This is a genomic window from Enhydrobacter sp. (genome assembly GCA_025808875.1).
In the GTDB taxonomy this organism is placed as follows: Bacteria; Pseudomonadota; Alphaproteobacteria; order Reyranellales; family Reyranellaceae; genus Reyranella.
In genome coordinates this window covers 4,008,002-4,027,035 of sequence record CP075528.1, presented here as the reverse complement: position 1 = coordinate 4,027,035, position 19,034 = coordinate 4,008,002, and the positions used below count along the sequence as shown (strand labels likewise).

22 protein-coding genes and 1 tRNA gene are annotated in these 19,034 nt (G+C 64.2%); 10 read left to right on the top strand and 13 right to left on the bottom strand.

Translation table 11 applies throughout. The features are described 5' to 3' along the window. Positions 1-63 precede the first annotated feature (63 nt). A tRNA-Lys gene (locus KIT25_19955) sits at positions 64-139 on the top strand. Positions 140-149: 10 nt separating this feature from the next. Here the strand turns inward: KIT25_19955 and KIT25_19950 are convergent. From KIT25_19950 to KIT25_19940, 3 genes are all read right to left on the bottom strand, one after another. Further along, complete coding sequence (locus KIT25_19950) at positions 150-659, bottom strand: damage-inducible protein DinB (GenBank protein ID UYN94289.1); 510 nt, start codon at positions 657-659, stop codon at positions 150-152. A gap of 55 nt (positions 660-714) precedes the next feature. Then, positions 715-3,777, bottom strand: a complete 3,063-nt coding sequence (locus tag KIT25_19945) for an autotransporter domain-containing protein (protein UYN94288.1) — start codon at positions 3,775-3,777, stop codon at positions 715-717. A 263-nt stretch (positions 3,778-4,040) separates the two neighbouring features. After that, positions 4,041-4,934 carry a TauD/TfdA family dioxygenase gene (locus KIT25_19940; protein UYN94287.1) on the bottom strand — a complete coding sequence of 298 codons (894 nt, stop codon included), beginning with the start codon at positions 4,932-4,934 and terminating at the stop codon, positions 4,041-4,043. A gap of 111 nt (positions 4,935-5,045) precedes the next feature. Between KIT25_19940 and KIT25_19935 the strand changes: the two genes are divergently transcribed. Next, complete coding sequence (locus tag KIT25_19935) at positions 5,046-6,119, top strand: ATP-dependent 6-phosphofructokinase (GenBank protein UYN94286.1); 1,074 nt, start codon at positions 5,046-5,048, stop codon at positions 6,117-6,119. A gap of 14 nt (positions 6,120-6,133) precedes the next feature. Here KIT25_19935 and prmB read toward each other — a convergent pair whose 3' ends face one another. Then, positions 6,134-7,057: a 50S ribosomal protein L3 N(5)-glutamine methyltransferase gene (gene prmB / locus KIT25_19930; protein UYN94285.1), complete on the bottom strand. Its 924-nt coding sequence runs from the start codon at positions 7,055-7,057 to the stop codon at positions 6,134-6,136. Positions 7,058-7,075: 18 nt separating this feature from the next. Here prmB and KIT25_19925 point away from each other — a divergent pair, with 18 nt between their 5' ends. Next, positions 7,076-7,504 carry a hypothetical protein gene (locus tag KIT25_19925; GenBank protein ID UYN94284.1) on the top strand — a complete coding sequence of 143 codons (429 nt, stop codon included), beginning with the start codon at positions 7,076-7,078 and terminating at the stop codon, positions 7,502-7,504. 1 nt (position 7,505) lies between these two features. Next, entirely contained in the window at positions 7,506-8,654 is a 1,149-nt protein-coding gene (locus KIT25_19920; GenBank protein ID UYN94283.1) for a CoA transferase, read from the top strand. Here the strand turns inward: KIT25_19920 and KIT25_19915 are convergent. The 4 genes from KIT25_19915 to KIT25_19900 form a co-directional block, all read right to left on the bottom strand. Beyond that, positions 8,651-8,968 (bottom strand): hypothetical protein, encoded by a 318-nt coding sequence (locus KIT25_19915; protein UYN94282.1) that lies wholly within the window; start codon positions 8,966-8,968, stop codon positions 8,651-8,653. The two genes, KIT25_19920 and KIT25_19915, sit on opposite strands and share 4 nt — an antisense overlap. Positions 8,969-9,070: 102 nt before the next feature. Beyond that, entirely contained in the window at positions 9,071-9,277 is a 207-nt protein-coding gene (locus KIT25_19910; protein ID UYN94281.1) for a hypothetical protein, read from the bottom strand. A gap of 90 nt (positions 9,278-9,367) precedes the next feature. Further along, on the bottom strand, positions 9,368-10,726 hold the full coding sequence (locus tag KIT25_19905) for a tetratricopeptide repeat protein (GenBank protein UYN94280.1): 1,359 nt from the start codon (positions 10,724-10,726) through the stop codon (positions 9,368-9,370). Between the two features lie 2 nt (positions 10,727-10,728). Beyond that, entirely contained in the window at positions 10,729-12,252 is a 1,524-nt protein-coding gene (locus tag KIT25_19900) for an amidase (protein ID UYN94279.1), read from the bottom strand. A gap of 59 nt (positions 12,253-12,311) precedes the next feature. On the opposite strand from KIT25_19900, the gene KIT25_19895 reads away from it, so the two are divergent. From KIT25_19895 to KIT25_19885, 3 genes are read left to right on the top strand one after another with little or no spacing between them, the layout of a single operon-like run. Beyond that, positions 12,312-13,472, top strand: coding sequence for a thiolase family protein (locus KIT25_19895; protein ID UYN94278.1), 1,161 nt, complete (start codon positions 12,312-12,314; stop codon positions 13,470-13,472). Continuing rightward, positions 13,469-13,903 carry a Zn-ribbon domain-containing OB-fold protein gene (locus KIT25_19890; protein UYN94277.1) on the top strand — a complete coding sequence of 145 codons (435 nt, stop codon included), beginning with the start codon at positions 13,469-13,471 and terminating at the stop codon, positions 13,901-13,903. Before KIT25_19895 ends, KIT25_19890 begins: the two co-directional genes overlap by 4 nt. Next, the gene (locus KIT25_19885) at positions 13,900-14,283 is read left to right on the top strand and encodes a cytochrome c family protein (GenBank protein UYN94276.1); all 384 of its coding nucleotides are present in this window, start codon (positions 13,900-13,902) and stop codon (positions 14,281-14,283) included. Before KIT25_19890 ends, KIT25_19885 begins: the two co-directional genes overlap by 4 nt. Here KIT25_19885 and KIT25_19880 read toward each other — a convergent pair. After that, a complete protein-coding gene (locus KIT25_19880; GenBank protein ID UYN94275.1) occupies positions 14,252-15,478 on the bottom strand; it encodes an MFS transporter in 1,227 nt (408 codons plus the stop codon). The two genes, KIT25_19885 and KIT25_19880, sit on opposite strands and share 32 nt — an antisense overlap. 170 nt (positions 15,479-15,648) lie before the next feature. Here KIT25_19880 and KIT25_19875 point away from each other — a divergent pair, with 170 nt between their 5' ends. After that, complete coding sequence (locus tag KIT25_19875) at positions 15,649-15,945, top strand: hypothetical protein (GenBank protein ID UYN94274.1); 297 nt, start codon at positions 15,649-15,651, stop codon at positions 15,943-15,945. 1 nt (position 15,946) lies between these two features. Here KIT25_19875 and KIT25_19870 read toward each other — a convergent pair whose 3' ends face one another. Together KIT25_19870 and KIT25_19865 are read right to left on the bottom strand one after the other, a co-directional pair. Then, the gene (locus tag KIT25_19870; protein UYN94273.1) at positions 15,947-16,516 is read right to left on the bottom strand and encodes an NAD(P)H-dependent oxidoreductase; all 570 of its coding nucleotides are present in this window, start codon (positions 16,514-16,516) and stop codon (positions 15,947-15,949) included. 373 nt (positions 16,517-16,889) lie between these two features. After that, a complete protein-coding gene (locus tag KIT25_19865; GenBank protein UYN94272.1) occupies positions 16,890-17,216 on the bottom strand; it encodes an ATP-binding protein in 327 nt (108 codons plus the stop codon). 11 nt (positions 17,217-17,227) lie between these two features. On the opposite strand from KIT25_19865, the gene KIT25_19860 reads away from it, so the two are divergent. Together KIT25_19860 and KIT25_19855 are read left to right on the top strand one after the other, a co-directional pair. Beyond that, the gene (locus KIT25_19860) at positions 17,228-17,632 is read left to right on the top strand and encodes a hypothetical protein (protein ID UYN94271.1); all 405 of its coding nucleotides are present in this window, start codon (positions 17,228-17,230) and stop codon (positions 17,630-17,632) included. Positions 17,633-17,788: 156 nt separating this feature from the next. Continuing rightward, entirely contained in the window at positions 17,789-18,016 is a 228-nt protein-coding gene (locus KIT25_19855) for a hypothetical protein (protein UYN94270.1), read from the top strand. 110 nt (positions 18,017-18,126) lie between these two features. Here the strand turns inward: KIT25_19855 and KIT25_19850 are convergent, their stop codons facing one another. Next, positions 18,127-18,513, bottom strand: coding sequence for a hypothetical protein (locus KIT25_19850; protein ID UYN94269.1), 387 nt, complete (start codon positions 18,511-18,513; stop codon positions 18,127-18,129). A gap of 55 nt (positions 18,514-18,568) precedes the next feature. After that, positions 18,569-19,009, bottom strand: coding sequence for a hypothetical protein (locus tag KIT25_19845; protein ID UYN94268.1), 441 nt, complete (start codon positions 19,007-19,009; stop codon positions 18,569-18,571). Between the last annotated feature and the right edge of the window lie 25 nt (positions 19,010-19,034).

Below are 19,034 nucleotides of genomic sequence, written 5' to 3'. Positions count from 1 at the left end.
CTTTCATCGCAGCCTATCGACAAGCCGCGGAGGCCTTGCTAATACCGCGCGCTTCCCGGCAATGGGCGCATAGCTCAGTTGGTAGAGCAGCTGACTCTTAATCAGCGGGTCCCAGGTTCGAGCCCTGGTGCGCCCACCATTGCCGGCCCTCAGGCTTTGCCCGCCTCCACCAGCCTCTGGAAGTAGAGCAGATCGAGTTCCGGCGCCATCTTGCCCAGTCCGGTCAGGATGGCGTGTGCCTGGCCGCGATGATGCGTTTGATGGTTGAACCAGTGGGCGAGCGCCGGTGCGAGCGGTTGGACGAACTCCTCGGGCGTCGAAACCCGGCGGTAACGAATCGTACCCGCCAGACGTTCGTCGTCGAGGCTCTCGACATAGTCGACAATCCGTCGATCCTCGGTATCGCGTGCCCCGCGCAGATCGACGAGGCGTTCGTGGAGGATGGTGTCGAGCCGCTCGGGTGCCTCGCCGGTACCGGTGAAACGCTGCATCCAGATGCGATCCGTCACCAACAGGTGATTGAGCGTACCGTGCATCGACCTGAAGAAGACACCGCGATCGGCGCGATATGCCGACTCGTCGAGCGTGGCGGCTGCGTCATGCAGTCGGCCGTTGGCCCAGCGGTTGTATGCGGCGAAGGTCCTGAAGTGGACGAGCATCGTGTCATCATGCGCCGTTGCTCATAACCTTCAAGATTGATTGATCCGGTCAACCCTACCAGATCAACCGAACGCCGCCCGTGCCGGAGTACGACTGCGCATTGGCTGCGAAGTCGCCATCGAACTGGCCGTAGAGACGCACCATGGACGCGAGTTGGAGATCGAATCCGGCGCCGACGAGCAGCGCATCGGCGGCAGGTGTCGCGCCTCGCACCGTGAAGGCGGCACTGGGCAGGAGAGTGCCGAGGCTCGCCGTCGTCGTCCGTTCGGTGTTGAATTCGTGTGCCCAACCGAGCCTGAGCCGTGGGCGGAACAGGATATCCTCGCCCACGCGCAGCGACGCCTCGAACTGGGCACCTATGCCGGACCGCACCGATGTCGCGGTCTGCGCCTGATAGGTCAACCCGAGCATCCCAGGGGCGCCGGTTGCGAGGTTCCGTGAGACTTCGGTGTAGCCAGGCTGGGACAGCGCCATTACGGTGAGGCCGCCGAAGGGTGTGAGGGTCATGTCGCCCAGCGCGAAGCGCCATCCGCCCTCGATCCGGCCGCCATACTGATAGCCTGCGAAGGAAGCCGTTGCCTGCTCGGCAATGGCCCCGGTGCCTATCGTCCGGTTGCTGGCAAAGCCATTGTAGCCGAGAGCCAATGCTCCGTCGATGTAACCCGGCCCGACATCGGCTGTGCCGTAGAGCGCCAGCAGGATCGCCCGCCCGCCGCCATTGCTTGTGAGATCGGTGAGACTGTAGATCGAAGATCCCGTACCCAAGGCCAACCCCAGCGCAAGATCGGGGGCAACCCTGGCGTCCATGCCGATCGCGCCTCCCGCCGTCGTGAAGTCGATGCGCGAACTACCGATGCTGGCGCTGCGGTCGATGCTGCCGGCACCCCCGAATCCCTGCATCCAGGCCGTGTAGCCAATTTGCCCGGCCGAGTCGCAGGTGTCGGATGCGCAGGCCAAGTCCTTCAGCAGGACACGAGAACCTGTGCCCGCCATCGCGAGGGAGATCGACGATGACGATCCGGCAATGCGGGAACTGCCGGTTTGGCTCAGGATTGTGCTCATGAACTGGCCGAAGGTTGCGAACGAGGTGGTCTGAGGCGCCGTGGCGACTTCGCCGGTAAGTTGTGCCAGCGTATTGGGCGCCGTCGACTGCAGCAGTTGGGCGTAGAATGTCGCCAGCACCCCGGTGAGATCCGGCGAGTAGTTCTGTTCCAGCAGAGTGCCGATTGCTTGCTCGTTCGTCCCGCCCGTGGTGAAGGCCTGATTGAACGGTACACGCGTCAGAACGAGGTCGACGCTGGTATTGTTGTAGATGGCGGCCCCATTCAGGAAGAGCAATCCCGTCTCCACATTGGCGAACCGTCCGTTAGAACTCGCGAAGGTGAGCACGCCTGGATAGGTTGTGGTCGCGTTGAACAAGCCGGGTTGTGGCACGACCCTGAGCGTGCCGCCTAGCGTGGCGACACCCGTTCCTGGGACGGAGTTCATGACCTGAAGTACGTCGTAGTTGCCGGTGCCGCTGTTCGGCAGAACCCTCAACGCCAGCACGCCCGAGGCGCCCTGCACGAAGGTGCCGTCAACCAGGTGCGTGACGCCATTGCCCGCGGTGAGTGCGGAGCTGATGGTGATCAGTCCTGAGTTCGTCAGGGTATTTCCGCCGGCTCCATCGAACAGGAGGGATCCATCCAGTGTTCCAGTGTTCGTCAGCGTCGTGTTGCTGCCCAATGCTACGACCGAGAACGGCGCGGAGATTCGTCCGCTATTACTGAAAGTGTCGTTGTCGCCGAGGGCGACGGCCGTGGCACTGCAGCCGGCACCCAGGATGCTGCCGCTATTGAATATCGTCGAGTCACTGCTGAGGGAGGTATCGATGCCGACGCCACAAGCACCGACGTTGATGGTGCCCTGGTTGCTCACGATGTTGTTGATTCCGGCGAAGGCCACGCCCGTGCCATCGGCGGCGACATTGAGGGTGCCGAAGTTTGTGATGGTTGCGCCGTCGCCTTGCACGCCGATCCCCAGTGCGAAGCTTCCAACGTTGATAGTGCCGCTGTTGATCGCCGTGGCGCCATTGCCCTGAAACAGCATTGCCTGTGCACCGTCCGACAGTGCGTTGATCGTTCCGCTGTTGTTTGCGGTACCCCCGTCGCCGACCTGCAGAATTCCGATGCCGCCCTCGCCCAGGGTGACCGTACCGGAATTGAAGAACATGTTGCCATCACCCTGGCCTAACAGGCCGATTCCGTTTTGTCCGACAGAGATGATGCCGCTGTTGGTGAGCGCATTGTTCGATCCAAGGGCCATCAATCCGCTGGCACCGTCGCCGCCGATGATGGTTCCGGTGTTCGTGATCTGAGATGCACCCCAGAGCGAGAAGATTCCGACCGAAAAGATCAGTCCATCGCCAATCACGATGGTTCCGGAATTCACAGCGCTGCCATCAGTGATCTCGATGCCAACTCCGCCCGCGCCAGTAACGATGGTGCCCGTGTTGAGTACCGACATGCCCATGCCGCCGGCAATACCTGCACCGGTTTCACCGACTGTGATGGAGCCAGAATTGGATATGGTACTATTGTCTCCCGAGAGGATGCCGATACCTCCACAGCCAAGGTCACGGATCGAGCCGGTGTTGGTCACGGTATGTCCCGTGCCGGCGCTCACATCGATGCCAGAACCGCAGTTGCCGAATGCGATGGACCCGCTGTTGATCACCGAAAGCGAGTCGGCAGCGCTCTGGATGCCCGCGCCATTCTCGCCCACGACTATCGATCCCCGATTGGTGAGCATGCCGAAGTTCGTGGTCCCGACGATGCCGAACCCATCGTCGCCGACGGAAATCGACCCGGTGTTCGTGACGTTCTGGCCGGAGATGCCCACGCCCACATTGCCGACGACGATGCTGCCCGAGCTGAAGATGGATCCCAATCCCGTGACGGTTATGCCGACACCGCTTTCACCAGCGAGAATCGAGCCAGTGTTCGAGATCTGATTGTTGTTGCCGGCCGCGATGCCCGTCGTGGTGTCGCCAACGGAGATGGTGCCGAGATTCGACGCCGAATTGTTGTCGTTGAGGGTGATGCCCGTTCCGACGACGGCACCCTCCTGGATGGTCACCGTTAGTCCGTTGACGCCCCCGCCGGCAGCAAAACCCCCGGGGGAACTGCCGCTGCAGAGCACCACCGTTCCCGAGAGCACGCAGTCGGCATGTGCGGGTCGGGACAGGCCGGAAGTGAGGAAAATCGTGATCGCAAGGAATAGAAGTCCAACGCGAGCGGGCACTGCTGCGACTGACAATGCATCGTTCCCCGGAAAGCCATTTCACTCCCAGGTTCGCAATTTATGACATACCAAACGTCGCCAGCAAGCGATTTGCAATCTCAACCCCGATAGCCGCGTCTACCGCTCTCACGCAACCACAGACGCACGAGGTGACGCTTGCGCTCGGGTTCGGGATGGTCGGTGAATTCGGTGCGCGCGTGGCCGGTGGCACGGTTGTTGACGAACTGGATTTGGCCGGCCACGAAGTCGAGTTCGACACGTAGTTCGGGCCGGTCGAATATGGATTGAAGGGCCTGTAGCGCAGCGATCGTCTCGTTGTCCATGCGCTCGCCACGCAACTCGTAGCCCGCGTAGATCTCCGACAGGGCGAGCCGCGCCTTCAGCGTGCCGTCCGCGTCGCGCTCGAAGACCGGTGCGGCGAACGTCGTCGATTCGGTGGGATCGTGCTCGGCGTGCCGATCGTACCAGAATGGCTTGTAGAGGCGCGGCAGGAGCTCGGGATGATCCACGCTCAGTGCTCGATGGATCGTGGCCACGCTCATCACTTGGCTGACGCCGCCCTGCTTGGCCGGATGCAGGCACAGCAGGCAGACATAGTCGGGCGGTGTCTCATTGTAGGAGTTGTCATTGTGGAAGCGTAGATCCACGTTGGTGACGGTCGGGCGAACGCCCGAACCCGGCTTCAATTTCGCGCCGGTATCCGTCACGTCGAACAGCATCTGGCCGTTCAGCTTCTGCGCCACTGGACGGGCCAGCAGACACGACAACAGCCAATAGAGCTGGATGGCCTCTTCGCGGTTGATCTCCTCCATGGGCAAGCGATCGAGAACGGCAAACATCGATCCCGCTTGGGTAATCCGCCGAACCTCGTTCATCGCCTCGCGGCAGGCGGCCAAGGTGAAGTCGCGCGGGTCGAGCACGAAGAGAGGCACGGGCGAGCGTCGCAGTTCGCGCACAACCTCGCGCAATTCGTCGCGTGCTGGCGAGGACAACTCGACAGTCCAATCTGCCGGCTTCAGAGTATCGTGGGTCCAAGCGTCGCCTGCCAGCATATGCGCCATCTCCCTGCTACTTTCTTGATAGACTAGGCGTGGAGGCCGACGATGACCAAACGAATCGGAATCCTGACCAGTGGCGGTGACTGTGCCGGACTCAATGCCGTGATCCGTGCCGTCGCGCTGCGCGCCCACCACGGCCATGGTTGGAGCGTGATCGGCATCCAGCGTGGTACGCTTGGGCTGCTTGAGCGGCCGATCGGCGTACGCGAGCTCGATCCGTCGCGACTGGATGCGGCCCTGGCACACCGGGGAGGAACGTTCCTCGGCAGCACCAACCGCGGCGATCCATTTGCCTTTCCCATGAATGACGGCAGCGTCAGAGATCGCTCCGGTGAGATGAATGCGGCTCTGGCGGAGTTGCAGCTCGACGGCCTCATCGGGGTGGGCGGCGACGGCAGTCTCGACATCCTACGTCGTTTGCTTGCACCGACCCGCCTGCCGTTCATCGGCGTCCCCAAGACCATCGACAACGACGTCGCCAACACCGAGCGTGCAGTTGGCTATTCGACAGCTGTCGCTGTCGCCACTGAAGCCCTAGACCGGCTGCAGCCGACCGGCGCCAGCCACGATCGCATCATGGTGCTCGAAGTGATGGGTCGCGACGCTGGTCATATCGCCATTGCCGCCGGTATCGCCGGGGGTGCCGACGTCGTCCTGATTCCCGAAATCCGCTGGCGTCTAGCGCATGTCATGAACCATATAGCGGCGTTGCGACAGGCCGGCCGGCGAACGGCGCTGGTGGTCGTGGCGGAGGCCGCGGGCAAGTCGGACGAACCGGAGTCGTGGGACGATGCGCCTGCCAAAGGCGGTATGGGGGACTGGTTGGCGCAACGCCTTGCCAAGGCCACCGGCGCCGAGGCGCGCGCGACCGTGCTCGGCCACGTCCAGCGCGGCGCTGAGCCAACCGCCGAGGATCGCCTGTTGGCGAGCGCGCTCGGCGTGCGTGCGGTCGATTTGCTGGCCGAGGGTGCGCGCGATCGGATGGTGGCGTGGTGGAACCGCAAGGTGATCGACGTGCCACTGGAGAAGGTTGCCGGGCGCTCCAGGACCGTCGACCCCGACGGCTCCCTCGTGCGAACCGCCCGCGCCCTCGGCATCTGTGTCGGCGACGGCGCGTGACCGTTAGCTCGTGGCTAGGGCAGGCGTTTTCTCCGCTTGAACGCTTGGGCAGGAAAGTCGCGACGAGCCAGCCAGAAGACCTCTCCCCGGCTCAGCTCGGTATCGAGCCAGAGAAACGGCGTACGCGGATAGGCTGATTCGAGCAGTTTACGCCCTCGGCCGACCTCACAGATCAGCGCACCGCTCGGTGCCAAGTAGTCCGGCGCATTGGCGAGCAGGCGGTGCACGACGTCGAGGCCGTCCACTCCGGCGGCCAGTGCCATGCGTGGCTCGTGTCGAAATTCCGGCGGTAGTCGCGCCATGCCGCGACCGTCGACATAGGGCGGATTGCTGACCATCAAGTCGTAGCGCTGCCCAGCAAGAGGGGCAAACAGGTCGCCGCGGTGCAGCGTGATGCGGTCCCCCAGCCGGTACATCGCGACGTTGCGCTTCGCGAGCGCAAGCGCTCCAGCCGAGAGGTCGACGGCGTCGATGTCGGTGCGCGGGAAGGCGAAAGCGGCGAGGATGGCGAGACAACCCGAACCGGTGCAGAGATCGAGCACGCGCCTGACACGCCGTGGACCCTCGATCGGGAGCGCACCCGCGGTCAGCAAATCGCCGACGAAGGAGCGCGGGATCAGCGCACGGCGGTCGGCCAGGAAGCGAACGCTGTGCATGTAGGCTGCTCCCACCAGGTAAGGTGCCGGTATTCGCAGGCTGACGCGGGCTTCGATCAGGGTAAGCAGCCGGGAGCGTTCGGCTCGTGTCGGCTTGAGGTCGAGCCAGGGCGAGATATCGTGGATCGGCAAGCGCAGAGCCTCCAGCAACAGGAAGGCAGCCTCGTCCCGTGCATTGGTCGTGCCGTGGCCATAGGCGAGCCTCGCTGTCCGAAAGCGCCGAACCGCGAACCGGAAGAAGTCTTCGAGGGTGACGAGAGAGGATTTGGTTGGCGCCGCCATGCCGGCCTAGAGTACGGTATGTATCACGCCCACGCAGCAAAGGTCCCCGGCTCTGCTCGGGGTCATTCGCGTCGAACCTTTGTGCTTACGGCACTTACCTTTGCGGCGATTCCGGTTCGCGCTGCCTCCGACCTGAAGGTGATCTATGTCGGTGGCTGGGATTGTACCCCGTGTTTGGCCTGGAGGAACAAGTACAAGGCCGAATGGCTTGCCTCTCCTGAGTTCAAGCGCGTCACTTGGATCGAAGTGGAGGCGCCGCGCCTCAAAGAGGCCTACCAGCAGCGCTACTGGCCGGCCGAACTGCACGCCGTGCTCGAACAGTTGCCGCGCAAGAGCGGTACACCCCGTTTCCTGATCGTGCGCGACGGCGAGGTGGTGTCCAACGAGTTTGGCAGTTCGAAGTGGCTCGTGACGATGGCCGAATTAAGGAAGCTGTTGGGAGTCTGACATGGTCGCGGATGGCAGAGGCGCTCTTGACGGCCTGGTGGTGCTCGACCTGACGACGCATCTGTCGGGGCCCTTTTGCGGTATGCAACTCGCCGACCTCGGTGCTGATGTGATCAAGATCGAAAGTCCACAGGGCGACGCCATGCGTGGTGCCCCGCCTTTCGTGCGGGAAGAATCCGCGCCTTTCATGCTGTGGAACCGCAACAAGCGCGGCACGCGTCTCGACCTCAAGGCGAAGGATGACCTGGCAATCTTCTGGGACATGGTCGACGGAGCGGATGTGGTGTTGGAGAATTTCCGGCCCGGCGTCGTGGACAAGCTCGGCATCGGATGGACGGCACTCTCGCAACGCAACCCGCGACTGGTGCTGGGATCTATCTCTGGTTTCGGGCAGACCGGGCCTTATGCGAGGCGCGGTGGCTTCGATCTCATGATCCAGGCCATGTCGGGCCTGATGTCCGTGACGGGACCGAAGGATGGTCCACCTTATCGCATCCCGCTCGCGATCTCCGACGTCGGTGCCGGCTTGTATCTCACGATAGGCGTACTTGCCGCGCTGCGCGCCCGTGAGACCACCGGCAAGGGACAGTGGGTCGAGACGTCTTTGCTCGAGGCGACGGTTTCGCTTGGCGTCTACGAGGCTGCCAACTACTTCGCCTCGGGACAACGCCCCGAGAAACTCGGCCAGGCACACCGCGGATCCTCGCCGTATCAGGTCTTCCGGACCGCAGACGGGTGGCTGACGATCGGCGGCGCGCAACAGAACTTCTTTCGAAAGCTCTGCGAGTTGATCGGCCAGCCGACGCTGGCCGACGATCCACGTTTCCGGACCAATGCCCTGCGCGTTCGCAACAATGAGGCGTTAGTGGCGATTTTGGAGATCGAAATCGCCAAACGCTCGACCGCCGATTGGATGGCCGTACTCGAGATCGAGGGTATTCCGGCCGGCCCCGTCCTGCGGCACGACGAGGTGTTCGCCGATCCGCAGATCCTGGCACGCGGCATGGTCGCCGAAGTGGAGCATGCCGTGGCCGGCCGCCAGAAGACGCTGGGTGTGCCGATCAAGATGTCGGCCACGCCGGGCAGCGTGCGCCGCGCGGCACCGATTCTGGGCGAGCACGACGCCGATCTGAAGAAGCGTCGACGCTAGCGGCGTTCCCAGCGGTCGGGGATGCCGTCGCGGTCACGATCGCGCCAGCGTTTGTGATGATGGGTTCGTTGCGCCGGAACCGGGACGTATCTCGTCTGCGTAACCACGCGCGGTGGTGGCGCGTACGTGGAATAGTAGGTCGGCGAACTGTAGTAGGTGGGTGGACGCGAGTAGCTGCTGTTGTAGTAGCTGCCGCTTGGGTAGCCGGAATTGTAGTAGCCCGGACCATGGCTGTAGCCCGACTCCATCGCAGGTACGCATCCGGCCGCTGCCAGGGTGACGGCCATCACGGCGAATCCGCTCGTCTTGAGCATTTTTGCCTCCAAGGGACATCGTTTTCGGGGCGCCTTGAGGGTGATACGGGACCGACAAAGGCGCCGGGGCGGCGCCTTTGCGGTTTGATCGAGACATCGCGTCTAGCGACGCTGGTAGCGGTCGGGCACACCGTCGCCGTTGGCGTCCCTGTCGTATCGATTGGGGATGCCGTCGCGGTCGTAGTCACGCGACGCGCTGTTCCACTGGTTGCCGCCGCGATAGCCGCCGTAGGGGTAGCCGGCGGTCTGCATGCAGCCTGCGGTCACGGCGAGCAGGCAAGCCATCAAGATCCATTTGCCGTAGCGCATCCGAACCTCCGTTCTCCGCGGTCGAGACGCGGGTCACAGAGGGATACGGCGGGCAAGGTGGCCGGAGGGTGGCAGTCAGGTAAAGTTATGTCAGTGTGAAAAGCGGTCGGCGGCCATGGCATAGCCGATGCGCCGGCCGGGCGGCACCGGATGGCGGCCGGCGACGCGCTCCAGCATCAGCCGCACGTCCTCGGGGCTGTCGGCCTTGAGCGCGCAGTCGAGGAAGAGCTGCTCCAGGACGTCCTGCTGGGCGTGGCTGCCGCCCAGCAAGTACATCTCGCTGATGACCGGGCGCAGAACGGCCAGCGCCGCCTCATGCTTGCCCTGGCGATGGGCCAGCACGGCCTGGCAGATCGGCAGCGCCACCCGCGCCACAAGCCGCTGCACTGTGCCATTGCCTTGACCGAAAGCGCGCATGGCGTCGAGCATGCGGGCCGCCGCCTCGAAGCGGCCGGTGGCGGCGAGCGCCATCATCCAGTGCGGCAGGGTGAAGCCCGAGAGGCAGTCGCCAACCCGCGCCTCGGCCTTGTCGGCAAGCTCGACCCAGCGGTCGCCGACATCGATACCGTGCCGTTCCAGCCGGAACAGCATGGAGGCGGCATTCTGCACGTCGATGTACATGTCGGGCATCGCCTGCGTGAGCGGCGAATTGAGGTCGCGGAAGCCGTTGTCGTAGAGCGCCAGCACCTCGGGGAACTCGCGCCGCTCGATATGGAACATGGCGCGGTGCCAGTAGAGATGGTGCTTGAGGTTGTTGGCGCCCTCCCAGTGCGGCTCGAGCTTCTTCAGCCAGCCGATGCCCTCGCCGCGGCGACCCTGCATCTCCAGCACGTGGGCGATGGCGTGGGCGCCCCACAGATCGCCGGGATCGACCTCGATCGCCTGGCGGCCGGCGGCCTCGGCCAATGTGTAGTTGCCGGCTTCCTCGTGCGCGAAGCAGCGGCACGACAGCACCATGCCCCAGCCCGGCTGGTCGCTGCGCCAATGCGGGAACACGCGCTCGACCTCGACCTGCATCTCCTCGGGCCGGCCGAGCCAGAAGGCGTTGAAGTGGTGCAGGCGGAAGGCCAGCACGTCGTGCGGATGCTCGGCGAAGATGCCTTCCCACACGTCGAGCATGCGATCGAGGTCGCCCTCGACCCACGTGGCGAGCGCCTCGATGTGGGCGGCCTCGCGCGTCGTGGTGCGCTTGGCCCGCTTGCGCGCTTCGGCAAGGGACTCCTGGGCACCCGCGACGTTCGCCTGGTTGTAGGCCAGCATGTTGAAGTAGCCGCGCAGCACATGGGCCAGCGCGAAGTCGGGGTCGGCCTTCAGCGCCCCGCCAAGCTGGCGGCCGGCATCGGTGCGGTACTTCAGGTACGACGTCGTCGCGCGGTCGAATGCCGCCGCGGCCTCCTCCGAATCGGTCGATAGCGTGAGGCCGTGCAGATCCTGGTGCTTGGTCGCCACTCCTAGAGCGCCCCCGGCGCCGGACCTTTGGTCGGCTTGGCGTTCAGCTTCGGCGGGTGGGTCACGATGGATTTCAGCGCTGGCACGGGCTTGCGGAGCTTGGCGATGCTGGGCAGCGGTCGCGCCAGGCTTGGAATGCCCTTGAAGGCCTGCTCCATGGCGTGTGCCGCACCCAGCACCTCGCCGTCACCCCGGAAACGGCCGATCACCTGCAGGCCGAACGGCATCTTCTTGTGATCGACGCCACAGGGCAGCGAGACCGCAGGGTTGGAGACCAAGGTGACGAAGTACTTGGTCGCCATCCAGTGGTAGTAGTTGCGCAACTTCTTGCCGTCCATTTCGTCGATGTAGAGCTGCTTCCACGGAAACGGCGTGAAGCCGACAGTCGGCCCGATCACCAGATCGTAGTCCTTGTATATGTCCTGGAACTTGCGGAAGAGACGTGTCTGCTCGCCGTGCGCCCAGGCGAAGTCGGCGAGCGATAGTTTGGCGCCAATTTCGTAGTTGGCCACGATGTTAGGGCCGAGCATCCTGCGATTCCTGGTGTAGGCGTCATGGTAGCGCGACAGGAAGCTGACGGCACGCACCACGTCGAAGCAACGATCCGCCTCGCCGTAGTCCACCTCGATCTTGTCGAAGCGGCGAAAGAGATGCTTCATGGCCTTGATCTTGCCGCGGAAGGTGGAACGGATCGCCTTCTCCACGGGCGCACCGCCGAAATCCTCGGTGTAGGCCACGCGCAGGCTGCCCAGGTCGACCGGCCAGGGTTCGGCGAACGAGATGCCGTCGATCGGGAAGGAGAGGGGATCCTGGTCGTGTTGGCCAATCTGGGTCGCGTACAACAGGCAAAGATCGGCGACCGAGCGGCCCATCGGGCCCAGTACCGAGATCGGCGTCCAGCCCATGGCCCGTCGCTCGACGGCGACCATGCCGGGCGAGGGACGGAAGCCGACGATGCCGCAGAACGCTGCCGGATTGCGCAGGCTGCCGCCGGTGTCGGAACCGGTGCAGACCGGCAGCATGTCGGTGGCGAGAGCCGCCGCCGATCCGCCCGACGAACCGCCGGGATTGAGCATCGGATTGAAGGGGTTGCCGGTCGCGCCCCACACCGGATTGCGGCTGTTCGATCCGGCGCCGAACTCGGGCACATTGGTCTTGCCGACGATGATGGCGCCCGCGGCGCGGACGCGCGCAACCATGACGTTGTCCCGGCCCGGTACGAAGTCGCGATAGAGCGGCGAGCCGTACGTGGTCAGCAGGTCCTTGGTCTCTTCGAGGTCCTTGATGCCGGCCGGCAGGCCGTGCAGCAGCGGCAGCTCCTCACCGCGCCGCACCGCGGCTTCCGCCGCCTTCGCTTCCTTGCGCGCACGCGCCACGCACATCGCCGTCACGGCGTTGACCGCCGGGTTCACTTCCTCGATGCGCTCGAGGCATGCCTCGAGCAGTTCGACCGGCGAAATCTCCTTGGTGCCGATCCGGCGGCGCAGTTCGACGGCCGACAACGCGACCAATTCTTTCCTGGACATCAATCCCCCTTCGCGGATGACGGAGCTTAGGGCACGATGGCGACCGGAGGAAAGTGAACATGACGCACCCGCTTCGCGACAAGGCGGCCGTAAGCGGCATCGGCGAGACCGCATACACGCGCGGTACGTCCAAGAGCGCATTGGCGCTGCAGCTCGAAGCGAGCCTGGCTGCGATCGCAGACGCCGGCCTCAGTCCGCGTGACATCGACGGTGTCGTTCCCTACTTCCCGGGTGGGGGGATCGCCGAGGACTTCATCGCCAACCTCGGCCTGCCCGACCTCACGTTGTCGGCCTTCGTGCCGATGGGCGGTGCAACCTGCGTGGCAGCACTGCAAATGGCGGCGATGGCGGTGGCGACCGGAGTTTGCAAGAACGTGCTGATCGCCGTCGGCCGAACGGGCTACTCGGGCGCGCGCGTGTCGACGCGCTTGCAGCAGTTTCCGCAGTTTGCTCTCGCAGCGGAATTCGAAGCGCCGATCGGCATGTTCGCGCCGGCCCAGCTCTACGCCCAGGGCGCACGGCGCCACATGGAACTCTACGGCACGACCCCGCGTCACTTCGCCGAGGTCGCCGTCACCATGCGCCGACACGCGATTCTCAACGGCAATGTGGTGATGAACAAGCCACTTAGCGTCGAAGAGCATCATGCTTCGCGCATGATCTCCGATCCGTTTCGTCTGTTCGACTGTAGCCTGGAGAGCGACGGCGGTGCGGCGGTGATCGTGAGCGCCGCCGACACCGCGCGGTCGCTCAAGCAGCCATTGGTGACAATCATGGGTGTCGCCGAGGGCCACCCCGAGTCGCCGGCGTCGATCGCGCAGCGCCCGGATCTGCTGGAATTCGGGCTTGTAAAGGCGGCGGCGCGCGCCTTTCCGATGGCGGGCGTCGGGCCAAAGGACATGGATGTCGCCGAGATCTACGACTGCTTCACCTTCACCGTGCTGCGCCAACTCGAGATACTGGGCTTCTGCAAGACGGGTGAAGGAGGACCTTTCGTCATGGACGGTCGCATCGGGTTGGGCGGCGAACTGCCGATCAATACCCATGGCGGGTTGTTGAGCCAGGGCCATGTCGTCGGCCTCAATCACGTCATCGAGCTGGTGCGCCAGCTGCGTGGCGCGGCTGGCAAGGCGCAGATCGAGGACGCCGAGATGGGCCTCGTCACCGGCTATGGCGACATGGGTGACGGGTCGCTCGCCATCATGCGGAGGGCGGCATGAGTACGACCACAGCTCCTCCGGCACCCGAGCGGCCATTGCCGACGCCGACGCGCGAGAGCCGGCCCTACTGGGACGGCCTGCGCGAGCACAGACTGATGCTTCAACATTGCGCGGCGTGCGGCAAGGTCCGCCACTATCCTCGTCCGGTCTGCCCTCACTGCTTCTCGATGGAGAGCGCGTTCAAGGAGGCGCCTCTCGGCGGCAAGGTGCATGCTTGGACGGTCTGCCACCATCCCTTCGACTTTTTCTTCAAGCAGGCGACGCCCTATATCGTGGCTCTGGTGGACATGGACGCGGGAGTTCGCATCAACGCCCCGCTGCGTAACGTCGCGGAGGGCGACCTCGAGATCGGCCGGCGCCTCCGCCTGGCTTTCGAGCCGGTGGGCAAGGACATCACCTTGCCGTATTTCGTTGCTGATCAGGGTGGATGAGCAGGTCGATTCTCGTAGCTGTCGCCGCCGCCCTCGCGATGGTCCCGATGGCGGTGTCGGCGCAGTCCGGAAATGCCGCGCGGGGCGAGCGCCTCTTCAACCAGCAATGCAAGGCCTGCCACAGCGTCGAGAAGAACGGCTCAACCTCCGTCGGGCCGAACCTGCATGGCCTGTTCGGCCGCAAGGCCGGCGAGACCGAGGGTTTCGAGTCGTCCGATGCCATCAGGAAGTCCGGCATCGTCTGGGATGATGCAACTCTGGCGGAGTACCTCAGGGACCCGGCGGGCCGGGTGCCGGACACCAGGATGGTCTATCCTGGGATGAGGCAGCAGGCCCAGCTCGGCGACGTCATCGCCTATCTGCGGAAGGCGACGCAATAGAGCCATCACGTGCGCGAAGGTAGGCCAGCGAGCCGAGGACGAGGCCCGCGGCGAGAGCCGCGAACAGCCAGCGATAGGCGAGATCAGTGGCGCCGAACGCCTCGACGATGTAGCCCGAACCGGCCGGCAGGACGGTCAGGCCGAGGCATTGGGCCATGTTCACCGTGGTGACGCCGCGGCCGGCGAGATGATCGGGGAACAGGGCGCGACCCTGCGCCACGATCACGGTGCCGAAGGCGCAGAAGAAGCAGAAGGCGACCAGCAGTGGAACGATGATCCACAACGGCGGCCGCGCCAGCAGGGCCATCGAGAGCAGCAGGACGAGCGAAACGACGGCGCCCACCAGGACGACCTTCTTGCGCGAGCCGAACACGCGATCCATGGGACCGTAGGCCAGAATGCCCAGGATCTGGGCGGCGCCCATCGCCAGCAACACGTTGCCGCGTTGGACGCCATCGAGGCCATGCACGTCGTGGAGATAGGGCCCACCCCAGACTCCGAGCACGGTCAGCATGGTCGCGTAGGCGAAGAAGTGCATCGACAGCACGGGGAACAAGCCCGGCGTTCGCCAGACCTGCCATAGGCCACGAAAGATCTCGACGAGCGGCTCCTGACGCATCGCCGCGATGCGCAGATGCGGCGGCCGGTCGCGAACGACGGCATGGAAAAGCAACGCGACGACGACCGTGACAGCAGCCAGTCCGAAGAATCCCGCGCGCCATCCCACGGTCACCGCGACCCAGGCCAGTGGCGTCGCCGCGGCCAGTGTCCCCAGGTTCGAAGCCGCGAAAACCCAGGAAAGCGCCGTGGCCAGTCGTGCAGGCTCGAACCAGCGCGAGCACAGGAAAACCACCGACATGAAGGACGCTGCGCAGCCCAGCCCGACGAGCGTGCGGCCGAGGATCAAGTCCTCGGCGTCCGACGCCGAGGCGATCCAGACTGCCCCGCCCGCCGCCAGCAGCGACAGCACCGCCACGGTACGGCGGGCACCGAAGCGATCGAACCACATGCCGACCGGAATCTGCAGGGCGAACAGCGCGAAGAAGAACGCACTGCCCGCCCAGCCCAGCTGGCGTGCGGTCAGGTCGAGATCCCGTGTGAGCTCGGGCGCGATGACGCTGTTGGAGACGCGATAGAACTGACTGAGGCAGGTCACCGCGATCAGCAGCAGGAGCAACGGCAGTTTGGACGCCATGGGTCGGCAGGGACTAGCATGGCGGTCGCGTCGCGTCCTTCGGCGTGCGCCGAAGCGTGAGCATGGCGCCGCCTCCATCGCTCCGGCCGAACCCTCCCGCGGCAAATCCTTAATCTGGATCAAGGCGGCATCGGGTATCGCCGGTCCAGATTGTTCGCATGATCCGCGGTATGGCTTCTCTGTTCGTCTTGCTCTCGGCATCCGCCGCCGTGGCCCAGGACGTCGATCGTGGCCGCTTGCTCGCCCAGCGCTGGTGCGCGGCCTGTCATGTCGTCGATCGCGCCGCCGCGAGAGGTGCCGCCGACGGCCTGCCGACATTCCCCGCGATCGCGGCAGATCCGTCGACCACCGACGGCCGTCTGCGCGGCTTCATGACCGCCGCGCATGGCCGTATGCCCGACTTCTCGCTGGGCGCCGGCGAACAGAACGACCTGATCGCCTACATTCTGAGCCTGAGACCGAGATAGCTCAGGTCACGGTCGCTGCCGTCCTCGCCCGCCGCACAGCGAGCGTCAGCGCTGCGCCGAGATCGCCCAGCAGCTTGCCGGTCGTTTCATCGGTCAGCTTGCCGTCGGCGAACTTGTTCTGCGCCTGGGCGATCATCACTTCCGGCTTGTTGACCGGCCGGCCGTCGAGGAAGACCAGGGTCTGGCGCAGCTGATACTGGGCGCGAGCCGTGCCGAGAACGCCCATCGAGGCGCCGAACAGGGCGATCGGCCGGGCGGCAAAGGGCTGCGGTGTCGTGCGCGACAGCCAGTCGATGGCGTTCTTGAGGACGCCTGAGATGCCGTAGTTGTATTCCGGGCTGACCAAAACGATGCCGTCCGCCTCGAGCATGGTCTTTTGCGCCATCTGGATCGGCGGGGGGAAGCCCTGCGCCTGCAGGTCGGCGTCGTAGAGCGGCCACTCGCCGATCTCGATCGTGCTCAGCGACACGCCGGGGGGCAGTCGCTCCTTGAAGGCCGCCAGCGCCATGCGGTTGAACGATGCCTTGCGCAGGCTGCCGCAGAACGCGACCAATTTGATGGAATCGGACATTGCCTGGTAACTCCCCGGTGACTGGCCCTTGGTTGTCATGGATGCCGCTGGGTACTTAGGTGCCGAGCGGCCGGTTGGCAAACCCGTCGCAACGGCCGGACAAGACGCCGGCCGGCATCGTAGGTAGTGTCCTAATTTGGCTTGGAGCCCTTAATCACAAGCCGATTTCGTACCGCGCACACTGCGGAGGCAACCGCCGCCCAAAAGACACCGAATAGAAAGATCACAAGAATTGCCTGCAGAGCGACGGCCCCATCCCCTAGGGACAACGCATTTCCGAGCCGAACAAGCAGATGCGGATTTAGGATCACCTGCAGAACGCACGCGATGATCAAAGTCCAGATGGCTACTTTTTTCGTGTTCCATGGCTGCTTCATGATATTGCCCCCTCTGCTCCGCCACGATAGCAACCGCGCATGTACCAATCTTCCAGCACCTCGTCGTTGCGCGGCCTGAAGTCGCTGAGAGGATAATCGTAGCGCATGTCGTCCTGGATGAACGACATTTCAAATGCGCTCGGCTTTCCCGCGACCGCTCTCGCGAGCCTGAACGGGGTGTATGCATACTGCGCGCCGCCTGCCGCCGCCGAACGGACGACGAAGCTCTGCATAAACTGGGCCGTGCGCAATAAATTGGTCTTGCCCGCAGCGTTGGGGCCATAAATGACGACCGAGCGTAGTAGGTTGTCCCCGCCCTTCATTCCCGTATGGATTGTATGCCGACGCGGTTGAGCGCGCCTTCGGCGCAGATGCAGACTACGGGCAGGTGGTAAAATTCTATGAGGCCGAGCCCATCGGTCCGGGCCGCTACAGCCCGCCGCATGTCGTGGACATGGAGCGGACTGTTGTCGCCGGTCGCCCGGATGAAAAGCACATCTCGACCAGCATCATCGAGCGTCAGAACCTCACCATGCGCATGAGCATGCGGCGGTTTACCCGCCTGACCAACGGCTTCTCAAAGAAGCTGGAGAACATGAACGCGGCTGTGTCGCTGCATTTCGCGCACTATAACTTCGTGCGCATGCACAAGACGTTGAAGTGCCCCCCTGCAATGGCGGCGAATGTCCAAAACAGCTTGTGGTCGCTGCATGAGTTGGTTGGTTGCACTACCAAGTAGCGCGAGAAAAGCGTGGGCGGCGTGCATAACGCGGCGAAGGTCAGCCCCGCGCAGACCCTTTAGACACTCAATTAAATCGAGACGCGCTCGACAGACTTGCGCCCGCTGAGGCGTAACCCTACGTCGGCATATATTCAACCGAGGGAAACACCCCCCATGTCAGTCGAGTCAGTTCACAACCGTGCCGTATATTCCGTTCTCGGCAAAGATGGCACGTCGATAGCGAGCATCCAGTCTGCCTTGATCGCCAAGAAATTTCCCGATCATCTATCGCCCAGGCAGATCAGCGAGTCTCTCAATAGGATGGAGGTGCGCGGCGAAGTCCGTCAGCACGACGGCCTCTGGTATGCCGTTCCAGCAGAGGCGTGGCCTGAAGGCGCCTGACAGGGCACCCTTTCAAATTAGGACACTACCGCATCGTACGTCGTGTGGTCACGGGGCGTTAATTCCTGGTACCAGCAGTGACTTCGTCGGGGGCCGTGCCGCCCCTCGAACTAGACTCGCCGTGTCCTGGCGCTCATCAGGCTGTGCGCCAGCGATGAGAGGGCTTCGTCGGTCGGTCGGGCCATCGCCTCGACGCCCACGAGTTTCCTCTCGAGTGCCTCGGCGTGACCATCGAGATACTTGCGCAAGTCGTTGCGCGTCTCATCCGGCCCGACGATCAGCCATCCATCGCTGTCGTTCAACTCGACGAGGATCTGCTCGAAGAACTCGCGGTTGTCGCGCGTCAAGTCGCTGCCCGCCACCGAACCGGATCTGTTGGCGACCCGGCGGTGCGGCTGGTCGGCCTGGATGTGTTGCTTCGCGACCGTGCCGGCTTCGACCTGGAACACCCGGGCCTCCCGGGCGTCGACCCACACGACGGCTTGGGTGTGCGGCATGGGACCCTCCGGTTGCTGCGACCGGAGAACGTCCGGCATGCCTGCCGGGTTCCTTTCAGTGCGTGATCATCCGATCTGCGGCTTTGAAGAAGCGCCGGGCGTGAGCCAGCAATTCGCCGTCGGTCGGGTGGTCCGAGGTTTCGACGCCGACCAGCCTGGCACGCAGGTGCGGCATGTGCGCTTCGACGTGACTGAGCAACTCCTGCTTGGCCATGCCGGGGCCTGTCACCAGCCATTCTCCGCAACCGCGCAAGGCGTCGGCGATGCGATCGAAGTAGTCGCGATCGAGATGTATCTTGCCTGCGCCTATCTCACCCGCCTTGTGATGCACCTTGCGGAATGGCAGATGCGCCTTCACGCGCTGCTGCTCGACGTCGGTCGCATTGAACTGGAAGACATGGGCTTCCCTCGAATCGAGCCAGACAACCGCATGGACATGGGACATCGTACCCTCCACTCCCTCCGAAATCGCCGAGGCGAGGATGGTTTGCGGCATGGCCTTGCCGCCTTGATCCATGTCA